General features: G+C 54.2%; 23 protein-coding genes. 2 read left to right on the forward strand and 21 right to left on the reverse strand.

Going from position 1 to position 25,178, the window contains the following annotated elements:
• Positions 1 to 148: 148 nt before the first annotated feature.
• The 11 genes from cheZ to LCD46_13435 all read right to left on the reverse strand — a co-directional run bounded on the left by cheZ (position 149) and on the right by LCD46_13435 (position 11,768).
• Positions 149 to 793 carry a protein phosphatase CheZ gene (gene cheZ / locus LCD46_13385; GenBank protein UOY69092.1) on the reverse strand — a complete coding sequence of 215 codons (645 nt, stop codon included), beginning with the start codon at positions 791 to 793 and terminating at the stop codon, positions 149 to 151.
• A 10-nt stretch (positions 794 to 803) separates the two neighbouring features.
• On the reverse strand, positions 804 to 1,193 hold the full coding sequence (gene cheY / locus LCD46_13390) for a chemotaxis response regulator CheY (GenBank protein UOY69093.1): 390 nt from the start codon (positions 1,191 to 1,193) through the stop codon (positions 804 to 806).
• Positions 1,194 to 1,210: 17 nt separating this feature from the next.
• A complete protein-coding gene (locus LCD46_13395) occupies positions 1,211 to 2,260 on the reverse strand; it encodes a chemotaxis response regulator protein-glutamate methylesterase (GenBank protein UOY69094.1) in 1,050 nt (349 codons plus the stop codon).
• Complete coding sequence (cheR, locus tag LCD46_13400; protein ID UOY69095.1) at positions 2,257 to 3,123, reverse strand: protein-glutamate O-methyltransferase CheR; 867 nt, start codon at positions 3,121 to 3,123, stop codon at positions 2,257 to 2,259. The genes LCD46_13395 and cheR overlap by 4 nt, the downstream gene beginning before the upstream one ends.
• Before the next feature lie 19 nt (positions 3,124 to 3,142).
• The gene (gene tap, locus LCD46_13405) at positions 3,143 to 4,744 is read right to left on the reverse strand and encodes a methyl-accepting chemotaxis protein IV (protein UOY69096.1); all 1,602 of its coding nucleotides are present in this window, start codon (positions 4,742 to 4,744) and stop codon (positions 3,143 to 3,145) included.
• Positions 4,745 to 4,788: 44 nt separating this feature from the next.
• Entirely contained in the window at positions 4,789 to 6,456 is a 1,668-nt protein-coding gene (gene tar, locus LCD46_13410; protein UOY69097.1) for a methyl-accepting chemotaxis protein II, read from the reverse strand.
• Positions 6,457 to 6,540: 84 nt separating this feature from the next.
• Entirely contained in the window at positions 6,541 to 7,503 is a 963-nt protein-coding gene (locus LCD46_13415; GenBank protein ID UOY69098.1) for a spore coat U domain-containing protein, read from the reverse strand.
• Positions 7,500 to 9,884, reverse strand: coding sequence for a fimbria/pilus outer membrane usher protein (locus tag LCD46_13420; protein ID UOY69099.1), 2,385 nt, complete (start codon positions 9,882 to 9,884; stop codon positions 7,500 to 7,502). The genes LCD46_13415 and LCD46_13420 overlap by 4 nt, the downstream gene beginning before the upstream one ends.
• The gene (locus LCD46_13425) at positions 9,860 to 10,618 is read right to left on the reverse strand and encodes a molecular chaperone (protein UOY69100.1); all 759 of its coding nucleotides are present in this window, start codon (positions 10,616 to 10,618) and stop codon (positions 9,860 to 9,862) included. Before LCD46_13425 ends, LCD46_13420 begins: the two co-directional genes overlap by 25 nt.
• Before the next feature lie 16 nt (positions 10,619 to 10,634).
• Positions 10,635 to 11,183, reverse strand: a complete 549-nt coding sequence (locus LCD46_13430) for a spore coat U domain-containing protein (GenBank protein ID UOY69101.1) — start codon at positions 11,181 to 11,183, stop codon at positions 10,635 to 10,637.
• Positions 11,184 to 11,195: 12 nt separating this feature from the next.
• Positions 11,196 to 11,768, reverse strand: coding sequence for a spore coat U domain-containing protein (locus tag LCD46_13435; GenBank protein ID UOY69102.1), 573 nt, complete (start codon positions 11,766 to 11,768; stop codon positions 11,196 to 11,198).
• 429 nt (positions 11,769 to 12,197) lie between these two features.
• On the opposite strand from LCD46_13435, the gene LCD46_13440 reads away from it, so the two are divergent.
• A complete protein-coding gene (locus LCD46_13440) occupies positions 12,198 to 13,457 on the forward strand; it encodes a dicarboxylate/amino acid:cation symporter (GenBank protein ID UOY69103.1) in 1,260 nt (419 codons plus the stop codon).
• A gap of 96 nt (positions 13,458 to 13,553) precedes the next feature.
• Here the strand turns inward: LCD46_13440 and cheW are convergent, their stop codons facing one another.
• From cheW to flhD, 6 genes are all read right to left on the reverse strand, one after another.
• On the reverse strand, positions 13,554 to 14,057 hold the full coding sequence (cheW, locus tag LCD46_13445) for a chemotaxis protein CheW (protein UOY69104.1): 504 nt from the start codon (positions 14,055 to 14,057) through the stop codon (positions 13,554 to 13,556).
• A gap of 19 nt (positions 14,058 to 14,076) precedes the next feature.
• On the reverse strand, positions 14,077 to 16,107 hold the full coding sequence (gene cheA, locus LCD46_13450) for a chemotaxis protein CheA (protein UOY69105.1): 2,031 nt from the start codon (positions 16,105 to 16,107) through the stop codon (positions 14,077 to 14,079).
• 4 nt (positions 16,108 to 16,111) lie between these two features.
• A complete protein-coding gene (gene motB / locus LCD46_13455; protein ID UOY69106.1) occupies positions 16,112 to 17,041 on the reverse strand; it encodes a flagellar motor protein MotB in 930 nt (309 codons plus the stop codon).
• Positions 17,038 to 17,925, reverse strand: a complete 888-nt coding sequence (motA, locus tag LCD46_13460) for a flagellar motor stator protein MotA (GenBank protein UOY69107.1) — start codon at positions 17,923 to 17,925, stop codon at positions 17,038 to 17,040. The genes motB and motA overlap by 4 nt, the downstream gene beginning before the upstream one ends.
• 123 nt (positions 17,926 to 18,048) lie before the next feature.
• Positions 18,049 to 18,627, reverse strand: a complete 579-nt coding sequence (flhC, locus tag LCD46_13465; protein UOY69108.1) for a flagellar transcriptional regulator FlhC — start codon at positions 18,625 to 18,627, stop codon at positions 18,049 to 18,051.
• Between the two features lie 2 nt (positions 18,628 to 18,629).
• The gene (gene flhD / locus LCD46_13470; GenBank protein UOY69109.1) at positions 18,630 to 18,980 is read right to left on the reverse strand and encodes a flagellar transcriptional regulator FlhD; all 351 of its coding nucleotides are present in this window, start codon (positions 18,978 to 18,980) and stop codon (positions 18,630 to 18,632) included.
• Between the two features lie 795 nt (positions 18,981 to 19,775).
• On the opposite strand from flhD, the gene uspC reads away from it, so the two are divergent.
• The gene (uspC, locus tag LCD46_13475) at positions 19,776 to 20,204 is read left to right on the forward strand and encodes a universal stress protein UspC (GenBank protein ID UOY69110.1); all 429 of its coding nucleotides are present in this window, start codon (positions 19,776 to 19,778) and stop codon (positions 20,202 to 20,204) included.
• Positions 20,205 to 20,219: 15 nt separating this feature from the next.
• Here uspC and otsA read toward each other — a convergent pair whose 3' ends face one another.
• The 4 genes from otsA to araG form a co-directional block, all read right to left on the reverse strand.
• Positions 20,220 to 21,644, reverse strand: coding sequence for an alpha,alpha-trehalose-phosphate synthase (gene otsA / locus LCD46_13480; GenBank protein ID UOY69111.1), 1,425 nt, complete (start codon positions 21,642 to 21,644; stop codon positions 20,220 to 20,222).
• Entirely contained in the window at positions 21,619 to 22,422 is an 804-nt protein-coding gene (gene otsB / locus LCD46_13485; GenBank protein UOY69112.1) for a trehalose-phosphatase, read from the reverse strand. Before otsB ends, otsA begins: the two co-directional genes overlap by 26 nt.
• Before the next feature lie 176 nt (positions 22,423 to 22,598).
• Positions 22,599 to 23,579: an L-arabinose ABC transporter permease AraH gene (araH, locus tag LCD46_13490; protein ID UOY69113.1), complete on the reverse strand. Its 981-nt coding sequence runs from the start codon at positions 23,577 to 23,579 to the stop codon at positions 22,599 to 22,601.
• Positions 23,580 to 23,593: 14 nt separating this feature from the next.
• Complete coding sequence (gene araG / locus LCD46_13495) at positions 23,594 to 25,108, reverse strand: L-arabinose ABC transporter ATP-binding protein AraG (protein ID UOY69114.1); 1,515 nt, start codon at positions 25,106 to 25,108, stop codon at positions 23,594 to 23,596.
• Positions 25,109 to 25,178: the final 70 nt, after the last annotated feature.

A 25,178-nucleotide genomic window follows, 5' to 3' on the forward strand; every position in this document is an offset into this window, starting at 1 on the left:
AGTGCATGCCCAACCTATTAAGTCACGGGTATCATGCCAGTGCAGCGAAAATCCAATGGCGGGAAAAGCCCGTTTATTCGGGCTCTTTTCAGTGATTTTGTCGTAAACCGCCTCAGACGGTGTTAACCCTCTGAGGCGGAATGGACAATCAGAAGCCGAGGCTGTCGAGCAGATCGTCCACCTGGTCCTGGCTTGCTACCACGCCCGCTTTGCTGGCGTCGAGCTGTGGACCATTGAGCAGGCTTTCGTTCTCGCGTTTTGGGCGGGCTGCAGGCTCTGGAATATTCTCCAGCAGCACCATCAGCAACTGACGTTCAATCTCCTGGATAACATCCATCATGCGCTTGATAACCTGACCGGTCAGGTCCTGGAAATCCTGCGCCATCATGATGTCCAGCAGTTGTGCGTTGGTGAAGCTGGTATGGCCAGGAACATCCCCCAGGAACTGACGGGTATCGGTAACCAGTTCACGGGCGTCCGCCAGTTCGATCGGATTCTCAAACCACTCATCCCAGCGTTTTGTCAGCGCTTTCGCGCCCTTTTCCATCGCGTCCTGGTGCGGTTGTGACGCTTCAACGCTGTTCAGCGCACGTTCAGCCGCCTGAGCAGTCATCTGCACGACATAGTCCAGGCGATCACGCGCATCAGGAATGGCTTCCGCCGCTTCGGCAATCGCCTGATCCAGCCCCAGTTCACGCAGGCTGTCACGCAGCATGCGCGTCAGGCTGCCGATGCGTACGATGATATCGCTCGGCGAGTGTTCTTCAACGGGTTTCATAGCAGGTTGCATCATAACCAACACCTCACATGCCGAGTTTCTCGAAGATCTTGCCGAGCTTCTCTTCCAGGGTCGCAGCAGTGAATGGCTTCACCACGTAGCCGCTTGCGCCCGCCTGTGCAGCGGCAATGATGTTCTCTTTTTTCGCTTCTGCGGTGACCATCAGAACCGGCAGAGACGCCATGCCCGCATCTGCACGAATGGTTTTCAGCAGTTCCAGACCATCCATGTTTGGCATGTTCCAGTCGGAGATAACAAAACCAAACCCACCCGCCTGCAGTTTGTTCAGCGCATCAACACCATCTTCTGCTTCTTCAACGTTGTTGAAGCCCAGCTCCTTCAGCAGGTTGCGTACAATGCGACGCATGGTGGAAAAGTCATCCACAACCAAAAACTTAAGCTCTTTATCCGCCATCTAATTCTACTCCTGAGTCAAATACGTATTGCCTGTCCGGCACTGATTTTCGCCAACATCTGCTGGCTTACCTGGCTAAGATCGACCACTTCGCTCACGCCACCCATATTGATGGCCTCGCGCGGCATGCCGAACACCACACAACTTGCTTCATTCTGCGCAATCGTCCAGGCGCCAGCCTGGTGCATTGCAAGCATTCCGGCGGCACCATCGTTGCCCATCCCCGTCAGGATCACCCCAACGGCGTTGCGCCCCGCATGTTTCGCCACCGAATGAAACAGCACATCCACCGACGGACGGTGCCGGTTGACCGGCGGCCCGTCATGAATTTTGATTTGATAGTTAGCGCCGCTGCGCGCCAGCTCCATATGTTTGTCACCCGGCGCAATATACGCATGCCCCGGGAGCACGCGTTCGCCGTCTTCCGCCTCTTTCACGCTGATCTGACACAGCTTGTTCAGACGTTCAGCGAACGAGCGGGTAAAGCCAGGCGGCATATGCTGAGTGATCAGAATACCCGGACTTGAAAGCGGCAATGGCTGGAGTACATGACGAATTGCCTCTGTTCCCCCGGTTGACGCCCCAATCACCAGCAGTTTTTCCGAGCTGAGCAATGGACCCGCCTTCAACGTTGCCGGTGCAACCATCGGTTTGTGAGCGGCGAGTTTCGCTCGCGATGCGGTACGGATCTTCTCTGCGATCATCTCGCTGTAGGCCAGCATTCCTTCACGAATGCCGAGCTGCGGTTTGGTGACAAAATCCACCGCCCCTAACTCCAGCGCGCGCAGCGTGATTTCCGATCCTTTTCCCGTCAGGGAGGAGACCATCACCACCGGCATCGGGCGCAGTCGCATTAATTTTTCCAGAAAATCTATGCCATCCATGCGCGGCATCTCGACATCCAGCGTTAGCACATCGGGGTTATATTTTTTAATTAAATCCCGCGCTACCAGCGGATCCGGCGCTGTTGCCACCATCTCCATGTCGCTGTGGCTATTGATGATTTCAGTCATTATCTGGCGCATCAGCGCCGAATCATCGACAGACAATACCCTGATTTTACTCATGCTTTTTCCTTACTCAGCGCATATACCGTTTGCCCACGCAGGCTAAACTCACGCACGAGGTTGCTGAAGTTTTCCGAGTGCCCGGCAAACAGTAAACCGTCAGGCTTGAGCAACGGAACAAACCGACGCAGAATGTCCTGTTGCGTCGTTTTATCAAAATAGATCATGACGTTACGGCAAAAAATAGCGTCAAAAGGTCCCGGCACGTTGTACTGCTTATCCAGCAGGTTAACGGGCGCAAATTCGACGCAGTTCGCCAGTTCCTGGCGTACGCGTACCAGGCCTTCATGTGGACCGGTTCCACGCATGAAATAACGCTGTAGCTGTTGCGGTGACAGCGTTTTCAACTCATCCTGGCGATAAACACCGTTACGCGCCTTCTCCAGTACCTCGGTGTCGATATCGCTGGCGTAGACTTTCCAGCGTCCGGGTGCCATGCCCAGGGTATCGGCAAGGGTGATTGCCAGCGAGTACGGCTCTTCACCCGTCGAGGCTGCCGCGCTCCAGACGCGATACTCCCCGGTGCGGCGACGCGCGTGCTCTGCCAGGACCGGGAAGTGGTGCGCTTCACGGAAAAACGCCGTCAGGTTCGTGGTTAATGAGTTAATAAAAGCCTGCCACTCGGCGCTGTTCTGGTTCGCTTCGAGCATGCTCAGATAGCGACCAAAGTCATCCAGCCCCAGCGTACGCAAGCGCCGCACCAGACGGTTGTAAACCATGTCTCGCTTATGATCCGCAAGCACGATCCCCGCACGCTGGTAGATTAACTGACATATCCGACGGAAATGCGCGTCGGACAGCGCGAGGCGCTGTGTCATCTGCAACAATAATGACGTTTGCCCGGAGGGCATTGGTGATGTCATAGCGCCTTCTTAATTACATTCAGGATACAACTGGCACGGCCTGCGACCGCCCGACTTCTGTTACTGCTTCAACGTGCTCTTTCACATTAAATACCGCGACCAGTCCGGTGAGATGATCCGCCTGGCTGGCCAGCTGATCGGTTGCCGCTGCCGCTTCCTCAACTAACGAGGCGTTCTGTTGCGTGACCTGATCCATCTGACTGACTGCCTGAGCAACCTGCTCAATCCCGCGACGCTGTTCGTCCGACGCCGAGGCAATTTCGCCCATGATGTCGTTCACCCGCGTGACAGAGGTGACGATCTCGTGCATGGTTTGTGCCGCCGTATCGACCAGCGTAGAGCCCTGCTGGACGCGTGAAACCGACTCTTCTATCAGCACCTTAATCTCTTTCGCCGCGTTGGCACTTCGGCTTGCCAGGTTACGCACTTCACCCGCCACCACCGCAAAACCACGACCCTGTTCACCGGCGCGCGCCGCTTCGACAGCGGCATTGAGCGCCAGAATGTTGGTCTGGAACGCGATACCGTCAATCACGCTGATGATGTCACCAATTTTCTGCGAACTGGTGGCAATCTCCTGCATGGTGCTCGCAACATGAGACGCCTGATCCCCACCCTTTTTCGCCGTCATTGCTGCCTGTTTCGACAGGTCAGACGCCTGACGCGCGTTATCAGCGTTCTGACTTACCGTCGCAGTCAGTTGCTCCATACTGGCTGCCGTCTGCGCCAGGGAGGCCGCCTGCTGCTCGGTACGGGACGAGAGATCGTTATTGCCTGCCGCAATCTCTGAAATCCCGGTGTGCATGGCATAACTGCCCTGACGCACATCGGATACCGTTTCCCGCAGCGATCCCTGCATCGCCTTCAGGCTGGCAAAGATCGCCGAAATTTCGTTCTTGCCATAAACCGCCACCGGACGCGCCAGATTCCCCTTCGCAATACTGTCGAAGTGGCTGCTGATAATCGCCAGCGGCTGCACAATCATTTTGCGAGACCAGATCAGTGCCCCGCCGGTCAGAAGCGCCGCCAAAATCACCACCACGGCAAAAATCACGCCGGACATGTGGTAGCTCATTTTGCTGTCTTCCTCTGCACGTTGAACAAACTGGTTAATATCCTGCTGCCACGCGTTAAAGCTGCCATCAAACGCCGCCTGAGACGCCTGAACCGGTGCGGTCATAAAATCTGACAGCTGGTTGTTCTCAAGCCAGGTTGCCTGGTGGTCCAGATCGCTGTACCACTGTTCAAAGTTCTTTTTCATGGCAGCCTTTAGCGTTTTCTCTTTCTCGCTAACGGCTTCCTGCGCCGTAAAGGCTTTAAACTGCCCGTCTGCCTGTTTCAGGCTGTCACGCGCGGTCGCCATCAGCGCTTTGATGTCATCCGGCGGATAACTCAGCGCGGTTAAGGTTCCCGCCTTATTCAGCACAGTGCTTGCCTGCAACAGCACGGCACGCGTTTGTGCCAGTGCGGAGCGCTGCTGATTACTCGCCTCAACTTCCTGCAAATTCTGATAGCCATCGCGAAACGCCCAAAAAGACAACCCGTTACTGCCAACCTGCAACACACCGCAAAGGATCAGAATCAAAAACAGTGTGGTCGAGATACGAATACGATTTAACATCCACGCTCCCATCAAGCGGCAAGCAGCCGCGGTTTAATTGTCAGTCAAAATGTTTCCCAGTTTTCATCTTGTCCGGTCGTCGCAGCACGGGTACGGGTTGCCGCTGATTCTGCAGCGGGCACACGATAGGTGGCTTGCGGGGTGACCGTGTTTCCAGCGAGTGAAGCGAGACGAAACGCCGAGACGGCCATCTTCAGACGGCTCGCCTGGTCTTCCAGGGCAGCAGCAGCCGCAGCGGACTCCTGCACCAGCGCGGCGTTTTGTTGTGTCACGCGATCCATTTCCGATACCGCCAGAGCAACCTGGTCGATACCACGACTCTGCTCGTCAGATGCAGAGGCGATTTCACCCATGATGTCCGTTACGCGAGTAACAGCATTCACGATGTCATTCATGGTTTCCCCGGCACTTTCTACCAGCACGGAGCCGGTATCCACGCGGGAAACGGAATCTTCAATCAACGCTTTGATCTCTTTCGCCGCATTGGCACTGCGACTGGCGAGGTTACGCACTTCACCCGCGACCACGGCAAACCCACGCCCCTGCTCGCCCGCACGTGCCGCTTCCACGGCGGCGTTCAGCGCAAGGATGTTGGTCTGGAAAGCAATGCCATCGATGACGCTAATGATGTCGGCGATTTTCTTCGAGCTGTCGGCGATTTCGTGCATGGTTTTCACCACGCCATCCACCACGCGACCACCACGTTGCGCCGTCTCAGAGGCACTTTCAGCCAGTTGAGAAGCCTGACGGGCGTTATCGGCGTTCTGCTTCACGGTCGCGGTAAGTTGTTCCATGCTGGCGGCCGTCTCTTCCAGGGCGGATGCCTGCTCTTCAGTACGGGAAGAGAGATCGTTATTCCCCAGCGCAATTTCGCTGGTGCCGGTATAGATAGCCTCCGACCCGTTTCGCACGTTGGCGACGGTTTCAATTAATGAACGCTGCATATGGTCAACGCTGTTGGCCAGTTCGGTGATCTCATTGCGCCCGGAAACGGTCAGCGTTTTGGTCAGGTCGCCACCGGCAATTTCACGAATGTGGGCAATGACGCGGCCGAGAGGGTTCAGCAGGATATGGCGAATGCCGTACCAGACCGCGACCAGCACAATGACCAGCGCCAGCGCCATCACGGCCATCTGCCATTTCGCAAAGCGATAGTCATTCTGGCTTTCGGTAAAGGCCGAGTGATACAGATCGCTACTGACCTTCGCATATTCCCCCAGCGCCGCGCCGAGTGCGTTTTGCATCCCTTGCGTTGGCTGCGCGAAATAGGCGTCCATGTTGCCGCTTTCCAGGAACTGAATCAGCTCCGTGAGACCGGCATTGTAGGCGTTGTATTTTTCGTCAATATTCTGGCTCACCTGCTCCATAGCGGGCTGCGGGGGGATCTTTTTGAAGGCGTCGTAATGTTTTGCGGCGTCAGCGAGAGTAGCACGGGCATTTTTCAACAGATCGGTTTTCGCGCTGCTCTGCTGATTATTCGGATCCATCATCATGCGCGCGGACGAGCGGCTCAGATTGATACGCGTTTGCAGCATCAGATCCCACGTCGACGTGAGTTCACTCTGCTGCAGGCGGAGATCGTTCGAGGCCGCGAAACTGTCCTGGTTCTGTTTTAATGACGAGAAAAAAAGCCCGCCGGAGATGAGCTGAAGAAGTGCGAAAATGACCAGCACCATCATGAGCATTGTGACAACGCGGATACGGTTCAACATACAACACCTTCTCATAGATTTATTAACGGTGTTATCGGCACTGCCCACAGGAACTTTACATTTGAGAAAGGGAAAAGCGCGGGGTTAAAACGCCACGTCGACAATCAGCGTATCGGTGTAGGTTCCGGCGGGGGGCGTGGCCTGATTGGTCAGGACTTTCGCGGTGTAGTTGTAGGTGCGCAGTAAACCATCAGTACTGACCTGCGACGATACCGCGCTGGACCAGCGCTCGCTGCCGCTTCCCCCCCAGCGGTTACTGGTGGCTTCTTTATAGATGTCGTAGCTCATAAAGTTGCTACCATTCACCATACGCCGTACGTTGTTCAGCGCGTTGGCACCGTTATTGATGCCGATGGTATACGAACTTCCTTTGGTGCAGGTGACGGCAATCGCCTGTGAGACGGTGGGGAAACTTTGTACCAGCGGCGCGCTATTGAAGCTCACGTCTGGCGTGGTCATCGCGCTGCAGTCATTGGTGACGGTCATATCTAACAGGATGGTGGTTGTCGAGGTTCCCGTCTGATTGATTGTGCAAATGCCGAGCGCGCCCACGGAGCACACGCTGTAGTTAATGCTGAAGGTTAACTGCACCTGATATGGCCCGGCAGTGACGTTTTGCCCGGCGACGGTGCGAAAATAGAGCGGAATGTTGTACTGCTTTGACCCCAGCAGCCCCAGCAAGGTATTCCCACTCCAGGTATACGATTTACTTATCTGTACCTCGCTGCTGCTTGCGCACCCCGATAGACCGCACAATCGCGTGGGGATCACGTCCGTAATGGTCGCATTATCCGTCCGTTTCATGGTGGCCCGACTGCTGCCCGAGACCGATGCCGAGCTATAGGTCAGCGTCACGGAGTCGCTGGTCAACAGATTCAGTATGGCATCGCACGCCACCACCAGCGTGCCCGTGGTTTCGACCTCTCCGCTTCCGCTGAGTGCGAACGAGGTAACGCTACCAAACGACGCATTGACCGTGCTGATGTTACACGCCGCCCAGCCGCTGCCAGAGAACAGCAACAACATCAACAGCAGCAAGCGTTTCACTGTCCCTCCCGACAAACCAGAGGACCGTAGGTTTGCAGTTTGTGTTGCGGATTGGCACTCACCGTCAGCGTGACCGAGCAGTGCTTTCCGTCAGGGGTGATAACGTCGAGCGGGTTCACATCACTGAGATTTTCCAGCCAGGCGATACCGTCATACCCTACCACCGCATTGCTACGCGATGCGCGTCGGACCTGGCTTCCCACCGGAATAGCCTGTCCCTGCGCATCATGCAGAATAACGCTCGCCACCCGCTCCTGTTCCATCGGGAAATCGACCAGGTAGCCGCTATGGCGGCGGATCGCAATCCGGTGTTCGGTCTCTTTCAGCCGAGTATCCGCAGGCAAATTCAGCGTATCAATCCGGTAACTGGCCGGATAATACGCCGACACCCCGCTCACCAGCAGATAACCGTTGTTATTGGTTTTACCGACGGGCTGGTTCTCGTAGCTGACCGGGACGTCCGGGTGACCATCGGTACTGATGACCACAAAGGCATCGTTGATCTTGTTGGCCGCAAACAGCTCGCCGTCCATCAGAACAATCGCCCCCATCGCCTCGCCCCACCAGGTCATGTTGTCCTTTTCACCATAACCGCCTCCCTGTAGCTCAATGTTGTTATTGCGCCAGCCCAGCGTTCCCTGCTGATAGTCACTGGCTTTCGACTGGTTAGCCCATGCCATGTTCCAGCTAAACCCGCCGTCGGAAGGCATCGAGTGGTTATAGTTGATGCGCTGCGTGCTGCCCGCATCCGGGGTGTTTTCGAAAGTGACGGCGGCGCTGTCACGCGCCCCCAGCGGCACCTGCAGCGACAACGCCACCGTCCAGTCTCCCCGCTGCTGGTCCCGGCTTGCCGCCAGATAAATACTGCTCGCACCCCACAGATTACGGCTCCAGGAGAGATTCAGCAGCTCGGTTTTTTGACTGTCGAAGCTCTCTACGCCGATCCAGGCGGCGCCAATATTGCCGTACTGCCCCAGATTAAAGGTGAGAGAATACTGATCCGTATTGCGACTAAAACTGGCGATGGGTTTGTCATTTTCGTCATAGACCGTCGGCTGGTCGTAGAGAGCCAGATTGCCAAAGCCGCGATCGCGCCGCGTGTGCTGGGTTGCCACGCTAAACTCGCTGGTGCTGTACTGGTAACCCCAGTTGATTTGCCCGCCTGCATCACCGCGCATGCGGCTTTGCGAGTAAGAGGTATTCACCACGCCAAACTGTCCGAGTTTAACCACAGTGCCAGCGCCCCCCAACGCCAGCTCTTGTGCCCCTTCCGCATGCCCCTCCAGCGTGAGCCAGTCCGTCAAACCATAACGATATGAGCCGCTGCCTGCCGCAGGGCCGTAGTCAAAATTCCTGATGCCATAATTACGCCGCAGGCTTCCCAGCGTCACGGCCCCGCCGCTCAGGCCTTGTTTTAACAAATCACTGGTGACATAAAACGGTAGCGTGGTACTTACCTGACGACCCAATGCATCGGTGGTGACCAGCACCGCATCCCCAGCACCGTTGATATAGGGCAGATTAGTCAGCGTAAATGGCCCCGGCTGGAGCTGAGTTGAGCCGGACCGATAGCCATTAATAAAGAGATCAACCGAGGTGGGTACCGCGGCTTCTCCCGAAAATTCGGGTAGCGGCCATGTGACCAGGTCCGGACGCAGGGAGAAATCCCGTCCGTAACTTATCCCGCCCATACGTACGCTGGTACTCCAGCTCAGGGCGTCGCTGATCACATCCCCGGCACTCCAGGAAATCGCCTCATCCTCATTTGTGAATAGCAGAGTGGTGTCATAGCGGACATATCCTTCCTGCTGACCATTATCCCCGGTGAAATTTTCCCGGGCGTAGCCGGTAGAGGAAAACGAGCCGTTCTCGTTAAAGTAGCGGAATTCGTGCCAGAGCGACGCCTGACCACCAAGATGTTCCGTGTGGTTGGTGTAGAGATCATAATTCAGCAATGCCCCGCGTCCAAAGTGCGGTTTGCTCTGCGCCGTTTGTGTGCTGAACGGCGTCACGCGGGTCGTGACCCAGTCGCGGGGAACGGTCAGCAATAACCGTTGCGCAGCGCTGTCATACTCCACCCTAACCTGAGAAAGCGAAGAGAGATTAACGTCCCCGGTTGGTACATGCTCAGGGGGAAGCCCTGCGCGTAACAAATCTGCGCTGGAGATATAGAAAGCGCCTTTACGTTGCGTCACAGGCACCACCAGACCGGTATCGTAGTGGTTCAGCACGAGGGCGAGCTGGAAGACCGCCTCATCATTGATCGCCTGAGCCTGGGGGGGCGGCGGTAAACTGTCGTCGCCGGTTTCAGCCCAGGAAGTGGTACTGACGCAAAGCAGTATCATCATCGCCGGTTTTAGTTGACGGGCGTCGACTGCCATTGTGCGTCCCTGGCATTAATTTGCGCACTCATCCGGTCTGGCTGGCGAACCCCGGCGGGTATTGGCCAACTGCGGGTGCTGCCGGGGAGAACGTAACCCAGTAGTCCATCCGCTACCGTGTGTTTCCGACCTCCCTGCTCCAGCGCCACCTGGCTCAGCCTGACATGGACATCACCCCGATTTCTGACCTCCAGCGCCGGCTGCCCCTCCGCGCGCGTCACCCGCCAGCTCAGGTTTTGGGTTTCCGCCAGCGCGTGATGCGCGCCTTCTTTGATGGTCGGGATCCCCTGTCCATACACAAACAAAGGGATGGAGTAACGCATCTGCAATTTGAGGCCGATGGCAGGTTCGGCTTTTGTATCAGGCTGAGGGATTTCATCTACGATAATGCGGTAAGCCTGTTCGACACCAGCGGGAACAGAAGCCTGTTTGATAAGGCGAATAAGCTGCTTGCTGCCAGTACCAATCGTGACGATGGGCGGGCTGGCGACCACGTCCTGCTGAGAGGTATAACGCTCGTGTCCGTCCTCCTGCTTCCAGCGCACGATGCGGACCTGCATCGTCGTGGCGCTGTTTCCCTGATTCTGGATCCACAGTTCCGTGGCGTTGGCGTCTGCAGCAAGCCACGGATCGATCGGCCAGAGCAGAATAGTCGCCGCCGCCTGCACCTGGCCGGTTACCGCAGCCATACCCAACGCACCCGCCAGACATATCGGTCTGAAAAATGGCTTCATCAACACTCTCCCTTTATTACCATGACAAGGTCACGGTGAGTTGATCGGAATAGGTTCCTGCCGGGCTAAATCCGGTCAGTAGCGCCACGCCAAAAAGCGGCAGCGCGATGTTATTGCTGTTGGTATACGTCACCGGTATTGCCTGGTTTACGCCAATTTCGCTGTTCGCGGCCAGCGAGCTGCTGCTGTAGAGCCGGTACGGCACCAGTTCTGTTGCACCGGACCGCTTCATTCGACGCACGGATGAATAATTTTGACCACCATTAATGCTCATGCTCAGCGCCACGCCCGGCGTACAGGCGATAGACAACGCCCCGTTTGGCACAAAGCTGGTGCTGACCGGCGCGCTCTCGACGCCGTTATGGGTGCCAAAATCCAGCATACCGAGAAGCCCTCCGCTGCCGGTGGCCACCGCGCATCCCGGTACTATCGTCGCGCTGACCTTAAAGGACTGTGATGTCACCGCGTCCGCAGAGGGCATCACGAGCAATCCGACAATCAGCGCGAAAAAAGGCTGCACGCGTCCCTCTGCGCGTTTGCGCAGACCTGTGAGAGTTGCCTTCATGGCGGTTCGGGACTAATAGGTGACGCTGACGTTAATCGTGTCGGTGTAGGTTCCCGGGACGACCGTCACGCTGTTACCACCGCCGGTAATACGCCCGTAGAGGGTGTAGCTATCCACGCCTCCGGCCGTAGAGGCGATCGGCAACGCGGCGTTATTGGCAATCACGGTGTTAAACCCGCTGTCGCTGTACAGGCTATAAGCCACGCCCTGTGCCGCGTTGGCTGTATTAACCAGATAGCGTTCAGGCGTACCCGGCGAACCGACAACGGAGCCGGGCGCGGTGGAGTGGGTATTACCGGTGATCGCGACCGTATAGCTTGCGGTCGTACATTGAATGGTGAAGGTGTTTCCGCCGCTGGCGCCGCTCAACTGCGTCGTAAGAGTGGAAAAGGTAGCCGGATGGGTACCGAAATCGAGCGTACCGAAGTTAATGCCACTTTGCGCGGGCGATCCGTTTATCAAACAACCGTTTGTCAGCGTCAGCGTCGCGCCGATGGTGCCGCTGCTGGTAACGGCCAGCGCCTGATGGGCCGTTGTTGCAGTCAGTAAGCTGCCTGCGCAGATCAACAGGAGTTTTCTTTTCATTTACACCCTCCAGAAGACGTCTCCGTTCCCTTGCCGCATTTTATTTTTGTCGTTCAAGATGTTAGCCCCGCTTAAGGTTCCTTTGAGGGGGGTTATTGAGAATTTAGTTTATGGATATCGCTTCTACCACCTGCCCCATGACGCATAAGCCGAATGTCTTATTGACGAGGTATTTCTATAAATAACAGTCAGTTGAACTCTAAAAAACAGAGATTTTATTTTATCCACAGAGAATATATCCGCAATAATGTGATATTGATCACAATATATCGTCAGTGAATTAACAACAAAATTAATAAAACTTAAAAAGGAGTTGTATCCCCCTACACTTTGCGTCAATTTATGTGCCGAATAATTTCCCGCGTCGTAATAAAAAATTTATATGTATCGACTCGGGCTACATCTAAAGCGCATAGAGGGTCTTTTTTCGTGGCAAGTGCAAACAAACTCACACTCTTCATCGTGATTTTCATGCTGGCGGGTATTCTTTCAGGGGCAGCAATTCATGAGTACGCATCTGCGGATGCTATTAAAGCCTGGTCGGATAATATTACCCTTCTGACCGATATCTTCCTTCGCCTGATCAAAATGGTGATTGCACCTTTGGTCTTCAGCACGTTAACCGTCGGCATCATGAAACTGGGTGAAACCTCCACCATTGGCCGCGTTGGCGGCAAAGCGATGGTGTGGTTTATCAGCTCATCCGTGCTGTCTATTCTGGTGGGGCTGTTTATCGTCACGCTCGAGCATCCGGGAAGCGGTCTGAACCTGACGATCCCAACCGAGGCCGTCGATACCGGTCTGGCCGTTGGGGGCATGACGCTGAAAGCCTTCCTGTCTCACACCATTCCAACCAGTATCGCAGGGGCGATGTCGAACAATGAGATCCTGCAGATTGTGGTGTTCTCGATGTTCTTCGGCATCGGCGGCGCGTCGCTGGGACAGAAATTCAACGCGCCACTGGTTGCCGCGCTGGATGTGGTTTCCCATATCATGCTGAAGGTGACGGGTTACGTGATGTACGTTGCGCCACTGGCCATTTTCGCGGCGATTTCATCCGTTATTGCCACTCAGGGTCTGGGCATTCTGTTGAACTACGCCTCCTTTATTGGTGGCTACTATGTTGCCATTCTTCTCACCTGCATGGTGCTGCTGGCCGTGGGTTACATGGTGCTGAAAAAAGAGGTGTTTCGCTTGGTCAGTATGCTGAAAGACCCGGTACTGGTAGCGTTTACCACCAGCAGCTCTGAAGCGGCCTATCCAAAAACGCTGGAACAGCTGGAGCGTTTTGGCTGCTCGCGCAACATTGCCTCTTTCGTTCTGCCGATTGGCTACTCCTTCAACCTGGTGGGTTCGATGGTGTACTGCTCTTTCGCCTCGATGTTTATCGCCCAGGCGTACAACATTCACCTGAGCTTCTCTGAAGTGACGGTATTGATGCTGACCCTGATGCTCGCCTCAAAAGGCATTGCAGGCGTACCACGTTCATCGCTGGTCGTTCTGGCGGCGACTATTCCAAGCTTCAATATTCCGGTGGCCGGTATTCTGCTGCTGATGGGAATTGATCACTTCCTGGATATGGGACGTTCTGCGATTAACGTTCTGGGGAATGGTATCGCGACCGCGATGCTGTCGCAGAATGAAGGTGCGCGGGAAGCGGAAGCTGAGCTGGTGGAGCAGGAAGCATAAGGGTATGAAAAAGCCGGGTGGCGGCTTCGCCTTACCCGGCCCACTAATGGCTCGAACACGTAGGCCGGGTAAGCGTCAGTGCTACCCGGCTTTGTTTTACGCTACATGACTCGCCGCGATATCCAGCAGTGCCATCTCATCGCTGTTCAGCAGCTTCTCAATATTCACCAGAATCAGCATACGCTCGCCGAGCGCGCCCAGACCGGTCAGGTATTCCGTCGACAATGTGACGGCAAATTCCGGTGCAGGACGGATTTGGTCAGAGGTCAGGGAAAGCACATCAGACACGCCATCCACCACGATGCCCACTACGCGCTGCCCCAGGTTCAGAACAATCACCACGGTGTTGTCGTTGTAGTCAACGTCGCCCTGGCTGAACTTCACGCGCAGGTCAACGATTGGCACAATCACACCACGCAGGTTGGTGACACCTTTAATAAAAGCAGGCGTGTTAGCGATGCGGGTAACCTGGTCGTAACCACGGATTTCCTGCACTTTCAGAATGTCGATACCGTACTCTTCGTCACCTAAAGTGAAAACCAGGAATTCCTGCCCTGATGGCTCGCCCGCCAGTTTCGTTACATTACTCATACCGGTCATGTTATTACCTTCTACTTAATCAGGCGGCTGTGTACGCCACACGTTGTTCACGATTTAATCCCTGAAGCGCCGATACGTCGACGATCAGCGCCACGCTACCATCACCCAGAATGGTCGCGGCAGAAATACCTGGTACCTTGCGGTAGTTGCTTTCGAGGTTTTTCACCACCACCTGGTGCTGACCAATCAGCTGATCAACCAGCAGCGCGTAGCGACGGCCCGCACTTTGCAGGATCACAACGATACCCTGCGTGGCCTCTGTCTTCGCCCCGTCCACTTCAAACACTTTCCACAGTTCCACCAGCGGCAGATACTCACCGCGCACTTCGAGAACACGCTCGCCACCCGCCAGCGGATGCAGATCTTCCTCACGCGGCTGCAGCGATTCCATCACGGCGTTCAGCGGCAGAATAAAGACTTCGTCTGCCACTTTGACTGACATACCGTCCAGAATTGCCAGCGTCAGCGGCAGCAGGATGCGAATGGTGGTGCCAGAGCCCTGCTTAGACTGGATCTCAACGTGACCGCCCATCTCCTGGATGTTACGTTTCACCACGTCCATGCCCACACCGCGCCCGGACACGTCGGTCACTTGTTCCGCAGTCGAGAAGCCTGGCGCAAAGATCAACATGCCCACTTCTTCGTCGGTCATGTTTTCATTGACCGCCATCCCCTGCGAAATCGCTTTTGCCAGGATGCGTTCACGGTTAAGGCCCGCACCGTCATCGGTCACTTCGATGCAGATGTTCCCACCCTGGTGTTCCGCAGAGAGGATCAGGTTGCCGACCGGAGATTTCCCGGCGGCAATGCGGTTTTCCGGCAGTTCGATACCGTGGTCGAGGCTGTTACGCACCAGGTGTGTTAACGGGTCAATAATGCGCTCGATCAGGCTCTTATCCAGTTCGGTTGAGCTGCCCATCAGGGTCAGTTCAATCTGTTTATTCAGTTTGCTGGCAAGGTCGCGGACCAGACGCGGGAAGCGGCTGAAGACATATTCCATCGGCATCATTCGGATGGACATGACCGATTCCTGCAGATCGCGGGCATTACGCTGTAATTGCCCCATGCTGGTAATCAGATCGCCGTGCGTGACCGGGTCCAGTTCGTTTGAACGTTGTGCCAGCATTGACTGAGTGATGACCAGTTCGCCCACCAGGTTAATCAGCTGGTCAACCTTCTCAACGGCAACACGGATGCTGGTGGACTCACTGGAACGCGCAGCCGGTTTTTCACCACGGCCTGGCGCCGCAGCCTCTTTTGGCACGGCTTTCAGCGCCGGAGCCGCAGGCACAACGGCCGGTGCAGTAGTCTGAGCAACAACAGCGACCTCTTCTGCTGGCGTTTCGACAACGGCCGTTTCGGTTTCGAAGGCAATCTGGTCGGCTTCAATGACGAAGCACAACACCGCCACGATATCGTCCTGGCCAATGCCGTCATCAAGCGTCGCAGCAAGACTGTCTTTGCCTTTTACCACATTGCTTAATGTCGCCAGATTACCCAGCTCTTCTTCCAGAAGGTTAACTTCATTCTCTTTCAGGCGTGACAGCACAACGCGCAATTTGCCCGCTTGTGCTTCGGCAGGGGCAGACTCCTGGGCGGCAACGGCATCGACAACGCTCAGTTTTGCGGCCGGAACAACGGCTGCGGCAACCTCACCTTTTGCTTCCAGCGCGAGCTGGCGCAGCGCATTGCAGATGTATTCAAAGCTGGCGGCATCAGGCTCTGCCGAGCTTTTATAGGCGTCGAGCTGTTCCTGCATAATATCTTTGGTTTCCAAAAACAGGTTGATAATATCGGTATTGAGCTGCATCTCACCGCGTCGTGCTTCATCAAGCAGGTTTTCCATCAGATGGGTCGTTTCCTGCAGGATGGTAAATCCAAACGTTCCGGCTCCGCCTTTAATGGAGTGCGCCGCACGGAAGATGGCATTAAGCTGCTCAGAGTCTGGTGCTTCAGGCACCAAATCGAGCAAGTGTTGCTCCATATCGGCCAACAACTCGTCGGCTTCATCAAAGAATGTCTGGTAAAAATCGCTAATATCCATGCTCACGCTATCACCTCGGATTGGCTGGTGGCGATGTTGGAACGGCAGCCGAAGGAACGGCCCCAGGCTGTTTTAAATCGTCCAGTGACTCATTCTGACTTTCGGCGTTTTCATGCAGGATGGCCTGCTCCGCCTGCTGGTTCAGCACTAAAAGACTGATACGACGGTTGATGGCGTCATCCGGCCCGCGGTCAGAGACACGCATGGTTGCTGCCATGCCGACCACGCGCAGTACCTTGCCATCATCAAGCCCACCGGCCACCAGCTCGCGACGCGAGGCGTTGGCACGATCGGCAGAAAGCTCCCAGTTGCTGTATCCCTTCTCCCCACTGGCGTACGGGAAACCGTCCGTGTGTCCTGACAGGCTGATTCGGTTAGGAATGCCGTTCAGCACCGGCGCAATAGCACGCAAAATATCGCGCATGTACGGCTCAACTTCCGCACTCCCGGTCTTAAACATTGGGCGGTTCTGGCTATCAATAATCTGGATACGTAACCCTTCCTGTACCAGATCGATTTTCAGATGCGGACGCAGCGCGCGCAGTTTTGGATCTGCTTCAATCAGCTGATCGAGATCGCCACGCAGTTTCTTCAGACGCGCCTGCTCCATCTTTCTTTTCAGCTCGTCGATGTTCGGCTCTTTTTTCACCTCACCCTTCTGCTGGGTGTAATCATCGCCACCGCCCGGGATTGGGCTGTCGCTGTTAGAGATGCGCGGCCCACCGGCCACCGCCGTCGCCAGCGGCGTTCGGAAATATTCCGCAATCTGGATCAGTTCTTTCGGGCTGGAGATGGAGATCAGCCACATCACCAGAAAGAACGCCATCATTGCAGTCATAAAATCGGCGTACGCAATTTTCCACGAGCCGTGTGCGCCATGCCCGCCGCCCTTATGCTTGCGTTTTTTTACGATGACGATCGGATGGGACTGGTTTTTCATGCGTCCTCAGTTGTCGTCTGTTGGTTTGGGTTTTTCACCGCACGCACGTGTTCTTCAAGTTCGATAAACGACGGACGCTCGCTGGAGTAAAGCGTTTTACGGCCAAACTCAACCGCGATCGGTGGCGCATAACCGTTGAGGTTAGAGAGCAGCGTGATCTTCACGCACTGCATCATTTTAGTCGTTTCCGCGCTCTTCTGGCGCAGAACGCTTGCCAGCGGAGAGATGAAGCCATACGCCAGCAAAATACCGAGGAAGGTGCCCACCATAGCATGGGCGATCAGTGCGCCCAGCTCAGCGGCAGGACGATCCGCCGAGGCCAGGGCGTGAACAACCCCCATGACAGCGGCAACGATACCGAACGCAGGAAGGGAATCGCCCACCAGCGCCAGGCTGTTGGCCGGCACTTCGGATTCACTTTCGTGGGTTTCGATCTCTTCGTCCATCAGCGCTTCAATTTCGAAGGTGTTCATATTGCCGCTGATGATGAGTCGCAGGTAGTCGACGATGAAATCCAGCATCATGGCGTCGGCAAGAATGCGCGGATAGCTGGCAAAAATTTCACTCTCTTTCGGGTTTTCGATATCGCGTTCAAGAGAGAACATCCCCTGTTGACGTGACTTCGCCATCAGGCGATAGAGCAGCGCCAGCAGGTCCATATACATGCTTTTGGTGTATTTCGAGCGACGGAACAGCAATGGAATCGCTTTCAGCGTGCCCTTGATCGATTTACCGTTGTTACCAACGATAAAAGCCCCTACCCCTGCGCCGCCGATGATAATAAGTTCAGCCGGTTGATAGAGTGCTCCAAGGTGCCCGCCGGTCATCATGTAACCGCCGAAAACTGTACCGAGAACTACCAGGTAACCTAATAAGATAAGCACGACATCATCCTTCCGCTAGTGACTATGGCAAGGACGTTCAGTTCGCAGCGTTTACCGTTTGCGGGGTAAAAAAAAGCAGCGGTAATTGCTTACCGCTGCTGGAATCTTGCCCACACGTTCGGGTTAAACAGCTTGTTCGATCTGTTCATCCAGCAGTTGTGGAATAATATCGGCAGCATCCCGGGAAAGTTTACGTCTTTTTACTGCACGGGATGGAGGCTGACATAAACTACAGGCGAAGCTGCCTGCAGGCTGATGAGCATGGGTAATAAAATTGCCATCGCAGCAATTGCAGCGCGACAGTTCAAGCATTCCGCTTTCAACAAAACGCACCAGCGTCCATGCGCGGGTCAGCGCCAGCAGTGGACCATCTTCCTGCTGTGGGCATTGTTCAAGGTAAAGTTTGTACGCTTTGATCACAGCGTCAACGCCGCTACACAAACCGGTTTTGAGAAGATACTGCCAGGCGTTACAGAACATGGATGCGTGGATGTTCTGCTCCCACGTCATAAACCAGTCGGTAGAAAACGGCAGCATGCCTTTCGGCGGGGGACTACCACGTAACTCTTTGTACAGTTTGATGAGACGACCACGGCTCAACTGAGTCTCGCTTTCCAGCATTTGTAAACGAGCACCCAGTGTAATCAGCTCCATGGCCAACTGTATGTCACGCGCTTCCTGAACAATGCTTTTTTCGCTCATTGCTAGGCCCTTTTCTTACGGGCTGCGTCATCAGGCTGGCTGATTTCGTTAAGCAAGCGAGTGGAGAGAAGTATACCGGTATGGATCTGTTGAAGATCGTCAACACGGGATTCCTGCGTCAGACGCGTTATTGTCTGTGAATCATCGAAACGGAACTGACAAACCAGCTGATTCGTTTCGGCCAGTTTAACCATCTGAGGGAGGGTTAAACCCCCCAGCATGGTTGCCATTTCTTCGTTAATACCCAGACGAAACATCGCGGACGCCTTGTCCTGACTAATCAAACGCTGCGCGAGCAGTAAATACGACAAATTGATGTCATAGATATGTTTTAGCAACTCGGATGTATGCATTGTTCCCATCCCGAATAACCAACTATTATTTTTATGCGGAAAGACCGCACCCCGTGATGTCGCCGGGAAATCACCCGGTATAAAAAAGAAAAGGCCAAATGCATAGTTGAATTTAGGTTTGTATTCAGTTGATACACGCAAGAGAAGAAACGCCGTTGCGCCTCTTACATCTTTTATCATTTCTTACAAATAACTAAGATTTTTCCTAATTCGACGCAAACTCTACTCGTCAGATTTGATACATACAATGCAGCCTTCCTCAAATTTAAAAAAATGTGATCCACGTCACATAATTTAAGTGAATATCACCCATAAATCCATCAGCATGACTTGTAATTTGCTCAAAAAGCGAGCAATCAGTCCTGTTTTGTATTCTTAAATGCCGAATACTCATGCAGAAGGGTGAACATAACTGGCATTTAACGTGCTTTGCCTGTCATTCCCGGTGTCTGCAATCGTTCACATCCCGAGAATGTCCTGGATACATTTTTCTTACCTCGAAAAAACATATACTTATGCGTAACGCTCAAAAAAAATGTTTCAGTATGTGATCATTCGAATTGTGTTTATAACGCGTTAAAATGATTTAATAGTGGAAGAGTAAAATTGTGTGATTTACGTTAAGTTGTTAATTTTTTTCATTTAGGCGTATTTTTCAGTTATTCTTCTTATAAGAATAATTAATGAATAATTATGATAAGCTTCACACTAATGTCGTATTCAACTCTTGCAGAACCAGGGGATTCGCGGTAAAGGTGGGTAGACGCAGTCTGTCAGACATCTAAGGAGTGCACCATGAGTTACTCCCATCTTCTTGTTTCTGTTGCTGTTTCACCCGAAAGCCATCAGCTTGTCGCCCGGGCAGTTTCCATTGCCAGGCCCCATAATGCCCGCATCAGCCTCATCACTCTCGCGGCCGAACCCGAAATGTATAACCAGCTGGCAGCCCCTATGCTTGAAGATATTCGGGAGGTACTTCAGGAAGAAACACAGCAATTTCTGCGGGAACTGGCTGAAAAGGCACAATATCCTGTTTATGAGACCGTTATTGCAACGGGAGAACTTAATGCACATATTCTTGACATGTGTCGTAAACAGAATATTGATTTAGTGATATGCGGGAACCACAACCATAGCTTTTTATCGCGCGCGGCATGTGCGGCGAAATCTATTGTTGCTTCAAGTCAGGTCGATGTGCTGTTAGTACCTCTTGGGGGAGATTAATCCCCCAGTAGAAAATCAGGCGAGTTTAGGAAATGTCGCGATCTTTTTTTGCAGATCACCATCCTTACTTTTCGGGGCGATATCACGTAAATCCTGAATAAAATTCGCCTGCCAGTGATTAATGTCGTTCTTACGGATCGTCTCCATCATTTCGGCATGCCGGGAAATGCGCTCTGTAAGCGGCATTGTCAGGGCGCGGTTCAGGGCGTTAGCCACATCATCCCGATCGTAAGGATTTACGATAAGCGCTGAAGTGAGTTCATTTGCCGCTCCGGCAAACTGTGAAAGTACCAGTACACCCGGGTCGGCAGGATCCTGGGCCGCCACATACTCTTTCGCCACCAGGTTCATCCCGTCACGCAGCGGCGTGACCAGGCCAACGTCTGCATAGCGGAACACTTTCATCAGGATTTTACGGTCAAAGTGTTGATTCAGATAAAAGAGCGGCGTCCAGCCCAGTTGGCCATAGCGGCCGTTAATGCGCCCCGCTTCTGTCTCCAGCTGATGCCGAATGTCCTGGTAGGCCTGAACTTCGCCGCGCGACGTTGGTGCTATCTGCGTATAGCGAATTTTACCGTGGTGTTGAGGGTACTTATCCAACAGCGTTTCATATGCCAGAAAGCGTTCCGGTAACCCTTTGGAATAATCAAGTCGCTCTACCGAGAAGATATTTTTCACATGCTTAAGTTCATTCTTAAGCTGCGCCAGCTTTGATGGCAACGGCCCGGCGGCCTGCTCCGCAATCTCGTCGGGTTCAATCCCAATCGGATACACTTCGGTATGGAATGTTTTCCCCCATGCAGTATGCGTTTTTCCACCTTTGGTCACCAGGCGCGTTTTGCCTGACACAGAATCCAAAAACGCAAGGCGATCATTTTCAGTCTGGAAGCCCAACAAATCGTAATCACATAGCGCCTCCAGCAACGCTTCATGGGGTGGTAACGCGGTAAAAATCTCCGGTGTCGGGAACGGGATATGCAGGAAAAAACCAATCCGGTTATTTACGCCCCTTTCCCGCAATTCTCTGGCGAAGGGGAGCAGATGATAATCGTGGATCCATAAAATATCGTCTTCTTCGATTAAAGGCAGCAGTTTATCCGCCAGCAGCGCGTTGACTCGCGTGTAGCCTTCGAAGGATTCACGCTGGAATTTAACCAGGTCAAGACGGTAGTGAAATGCAGGCCACAGAACGGCATTCGAGAACTGCGAGTAATACTCGTCATAGTCTTTCTCTTTTAACGCGAACGATGCCCACGTAATATTTCCGCGCGTCACTTTTTTGAGCGGTTTTTCGTCTTCACTGATTTCACCACTCCAGCCAAACCACAGCCCGCCAGCAGCTTTTAAGGCACCTAACACCCCTACCGCCAGGCCACCCGCGCTGACTTTTTTATCATCAGGCGGCGCGATTCGGTTAGAGACGACGACTAAGCGACCCATAATGGTTTCCCCCTTGGTTTTGCGCTATTTGTTGTTGTTGCTGGTTAGCGATGTCAGATATCCACTGCCAGACACTGGCGACATCCACCAGCCGCCATTGGGCAACAGTGTCGCCGGGCCCAACCTTAACGGAGATCCCTCGGGCCTGATTCACCACGCGGAACCCTGCTTCGTCGGTCAGGTCATCCCCAAAGAAAACGGGCGTCCGGCCCTTAAAAGGTTCCTCCGCCATAAACGCGGTGATGGCCGCGCCTTTATTGATCCCTTGCGGTTTTAGCTCCACCACGCATTTACCCGGCTGTAACGCCAGTTGCGGGTGCGCATTCGCAATTTCTCTGGCAAGGGCAAGCACGCGCTCTTCATATTGTGGCGCCTGACGATAATGCAGAGCAAAGGCCATGCCTTTAGCTTCCAGTTCTGTGCCCGGCAGTTCTGCCAGCGCAGCAGAAAGTTTCTCCTGAAGACGTTGTGTGAGTGCATCGGGAAGTGAAACGATATGCGTTTGATCATGGATGTCGCGGCGCTCCGCTCCGTGTACACCGGCCAGCGGAAAGTGGTAAGGACTGGCGAGCATATCCAGCTCGGCCATTGAGCGCCCTGATATCAATGCCAGTGCTCCCTCATTCATAAGCGAGAGCTGATGCAAATCCTGTAATACCGCATCCGGAATAGCCACCTGATCAGGGTGCGGTTTTATCCCGGCGAGCGTGCCGTCGAGATCAAAAAAGAAAGCATAGTGTCCGGACAGTACAGGCGGTGCGGTTAACAAGTCAGCCACCCTTTTCCTCCTTACGGTTTGCGAGAGGTAAACGCCTTTACCTCTTTCATAGCCATGTAAGTATAGACAGTGTGACGTGGCTCGCCATTTGACAACCGCCCCGCCAGTTTTACTGGCGAGGCGGTTAAGGGGTCAACTAAGGTTATAAGTTGAGCAATAAAAGACGGGAAAAAGCGTTATACGGTACGCTTCGCTTTTTGCTTGTAACGGTCGAAAATCACCGCAGCCAGCAGGATCAGGCCACGAACCACGTACTGAGAGAACGGGGAAATATTCAGCAGGTTCATGGCGTTCTCTACCGTCCCTAAGATCAGGATACCGGCCACCACATATGAGATTTTTCCGATGCCGCCCTTCAGGGAAACGCCCCCTAAAACGCAGGCCGAAATGACGATCAGCTCGTAACCGATAGAGGTCATGGGTTGGCCGCTGGTCATGCGTGATGCCAGAATAATGCCCGCGGCGGCAGAAACCAGCCCCGAGAGCACAAAGATAATAATCTTGGTTCGCACGACCGGCACCCCAGCCAGACGCGCCGCTTCTTCATTGCCACCAATCGCCAGCGTATTACGGCCAAAGGTGGTCCGGTTAAGCAGGAAGCCGAACAGGATCAGGCAGGCTACGGTCAGCCAGATAGGCGCAGGCAGACCGAGCCAGTTGGCGTAACCCAGCGTAAAGAAGCGCTCGTCTTCAATCCCCACCGCTTTACCGTCGGAAATAATATAGGCCAGGCCTCGGACAATTTGCATTGTGGCAAGCGTGGTGATCAGGGCATTTATCTTCAGACGCGCAATGACAAAACCGTTGACCAGACCGCTGATGACGCCCAGTAACAGACCGGCCAGGACGCCGATCCACAGGCTTTCAGTCATGTTGATCACCACTGCCGTGGTCACACCCGCGCAGGCAATAACGGACGCCACCGACAGGTCAAAATCGCCGGAGGCCAGGCAGAAGAGCATGCCGCAGGCCACCATCCCTGACATGGAAATGGCCAACCCCAGCCCTTTCATATTAATGAAAGTGGCAAAATTAGGAACAAAGATCGCACAGGCGAGGAACAGCGCGGCAAAGACCACCAGCATGCCGTACTGATCCCAGATGCGTCCAAAACTGAAAGCCGACTTCGGCACTCCGGATGTAGTAACAGAGGACATCATTAACTCCTTACTCAGGCGACAGCCTGGCTGACTTTAGGCATGGCGAGGTTCAACGCCTGTTGTTCATTCGCCTGTTCATGAAGTAATTCACTGGCAATTTCACCTTCACGCATCACGACAATGCGGTCGGCTACGCCAAGCACCTCCGGCAGATCGCTGGAGGCGAAGAGCACCGCCACGCCGCGTTTTGCCAGTTCATAGATCACGTTATAAATTTCGTGTTTTGCCCCCACATCAATACCGCGCGTTGGCTCATCTAATAAAATGACCTTCATATCTTCCGACAGCCAGCGGCCTAAAATAGCCTTCTGCTGGTTTCCGCCGGAGAGATTCATGATCAGCTGTTCCGGGCCAGGCGTTTTGATATTCAGCGAACGAATATGGTGGTCGGCATTGCTCGACTCCCAGCTATCGTTAATCAGGCAACCGGCGCGGATAAACTTACGGCGGGCGGAAATATTGATGTTATCGCGCACCGAATGAACCGGAATAATCCCCTCCGCTTTACGGTCTTCCGGGCAGAGCATCATCCCCGCCCTGATCGCGTGGGCCGGTTTCTGAATATCTACCCGCTTGCCGTCAATGGAAACCTGACCTTCGGTAATCCGGGTACCGCCGAATAACCCTTTCATCAACTCGCTGCGCCCCGCCCCCACCAGGCCAAACAGTCCGACGATTTCACCGCTGCGTACTGACAAGGAGATTGGCGTACGCACGCCTGGCGCTTTTACGCTATCCAGACGCAGGCGTTCAGGGCCATACTCGCGCGGCTGCCAGTGATAAATGTCACCCAACTCGCGGCCAACCATCGCCTGAACAAGCTGGTCATGGTTAACCTGCTTCATGTCGGTAAAGGTGCGTACATAGCGTCCGTCTTTAAAGACGGTAATGGCATCACTCAGGGCGAATATCTCTTCCATACGGTGCGAAACGTACAAAATGGTGCGGCCTTCCTGACGCAATTCACGGATCACACGGAACAAATTTTCGATTTCACGCGCGGAGAGAGAACTGGTGGGTTCATCGAAGGCTATGATTCGGGCGTTACGCGCCAGCGCCTTAGCAATTTCAACCATCTGCCACTGACCAATAGAGAGATATTTCAGTGGCGTCTGAGGATCAACGTCCAGGCCAAGATGTTTAAGCTGCAGCCCCGCTTCATAATTAAGTAGCGAACGATTCACCACGCCGCTTGTATGCGGAAGCTGTCCTAAATAGATGTTTTCTGCCACGGTCATCTCAGGGATGAGGTGCAGTTCCTGATAAATAATGGCTACCCCGGCGTTGAGCGCCGCCGTGGTATCGGCAAACGCCACCTCGTCTCCGCGAATAGCCAGCGTGCCGGTCGTCGGCGTGTAGTTACCGCTGAGGATTTTCAACAGCGTGGATTTTCCCGCGCCGTTTTCGCCCATCAGGGCGTGAACCTGGCCGGCATAGCAGTCGAAACTGATATCGGTCAGCGCATTAACACCGGGGAAAGTTTTACCAATGCCGCGAAAAGAGAGATACGGCTCAGACTGTTGCATAACGTCTCCGTGATTCCAGTAGTGTGTACATCTGGCCCCTCACAGGAATGAGGGGCACAATCACAGCGAA

Origin of the sequence: Enterobacter ludwigii (assembly GCA_023023105.1) — a bacterium.
Classification (GTDB): Bacteria; Pseudomonadota; Gammaproteobacteria; order Enterobacterales; family Enterobacteriaceae; genus Enterobacter; species Enterobacter adelaidei.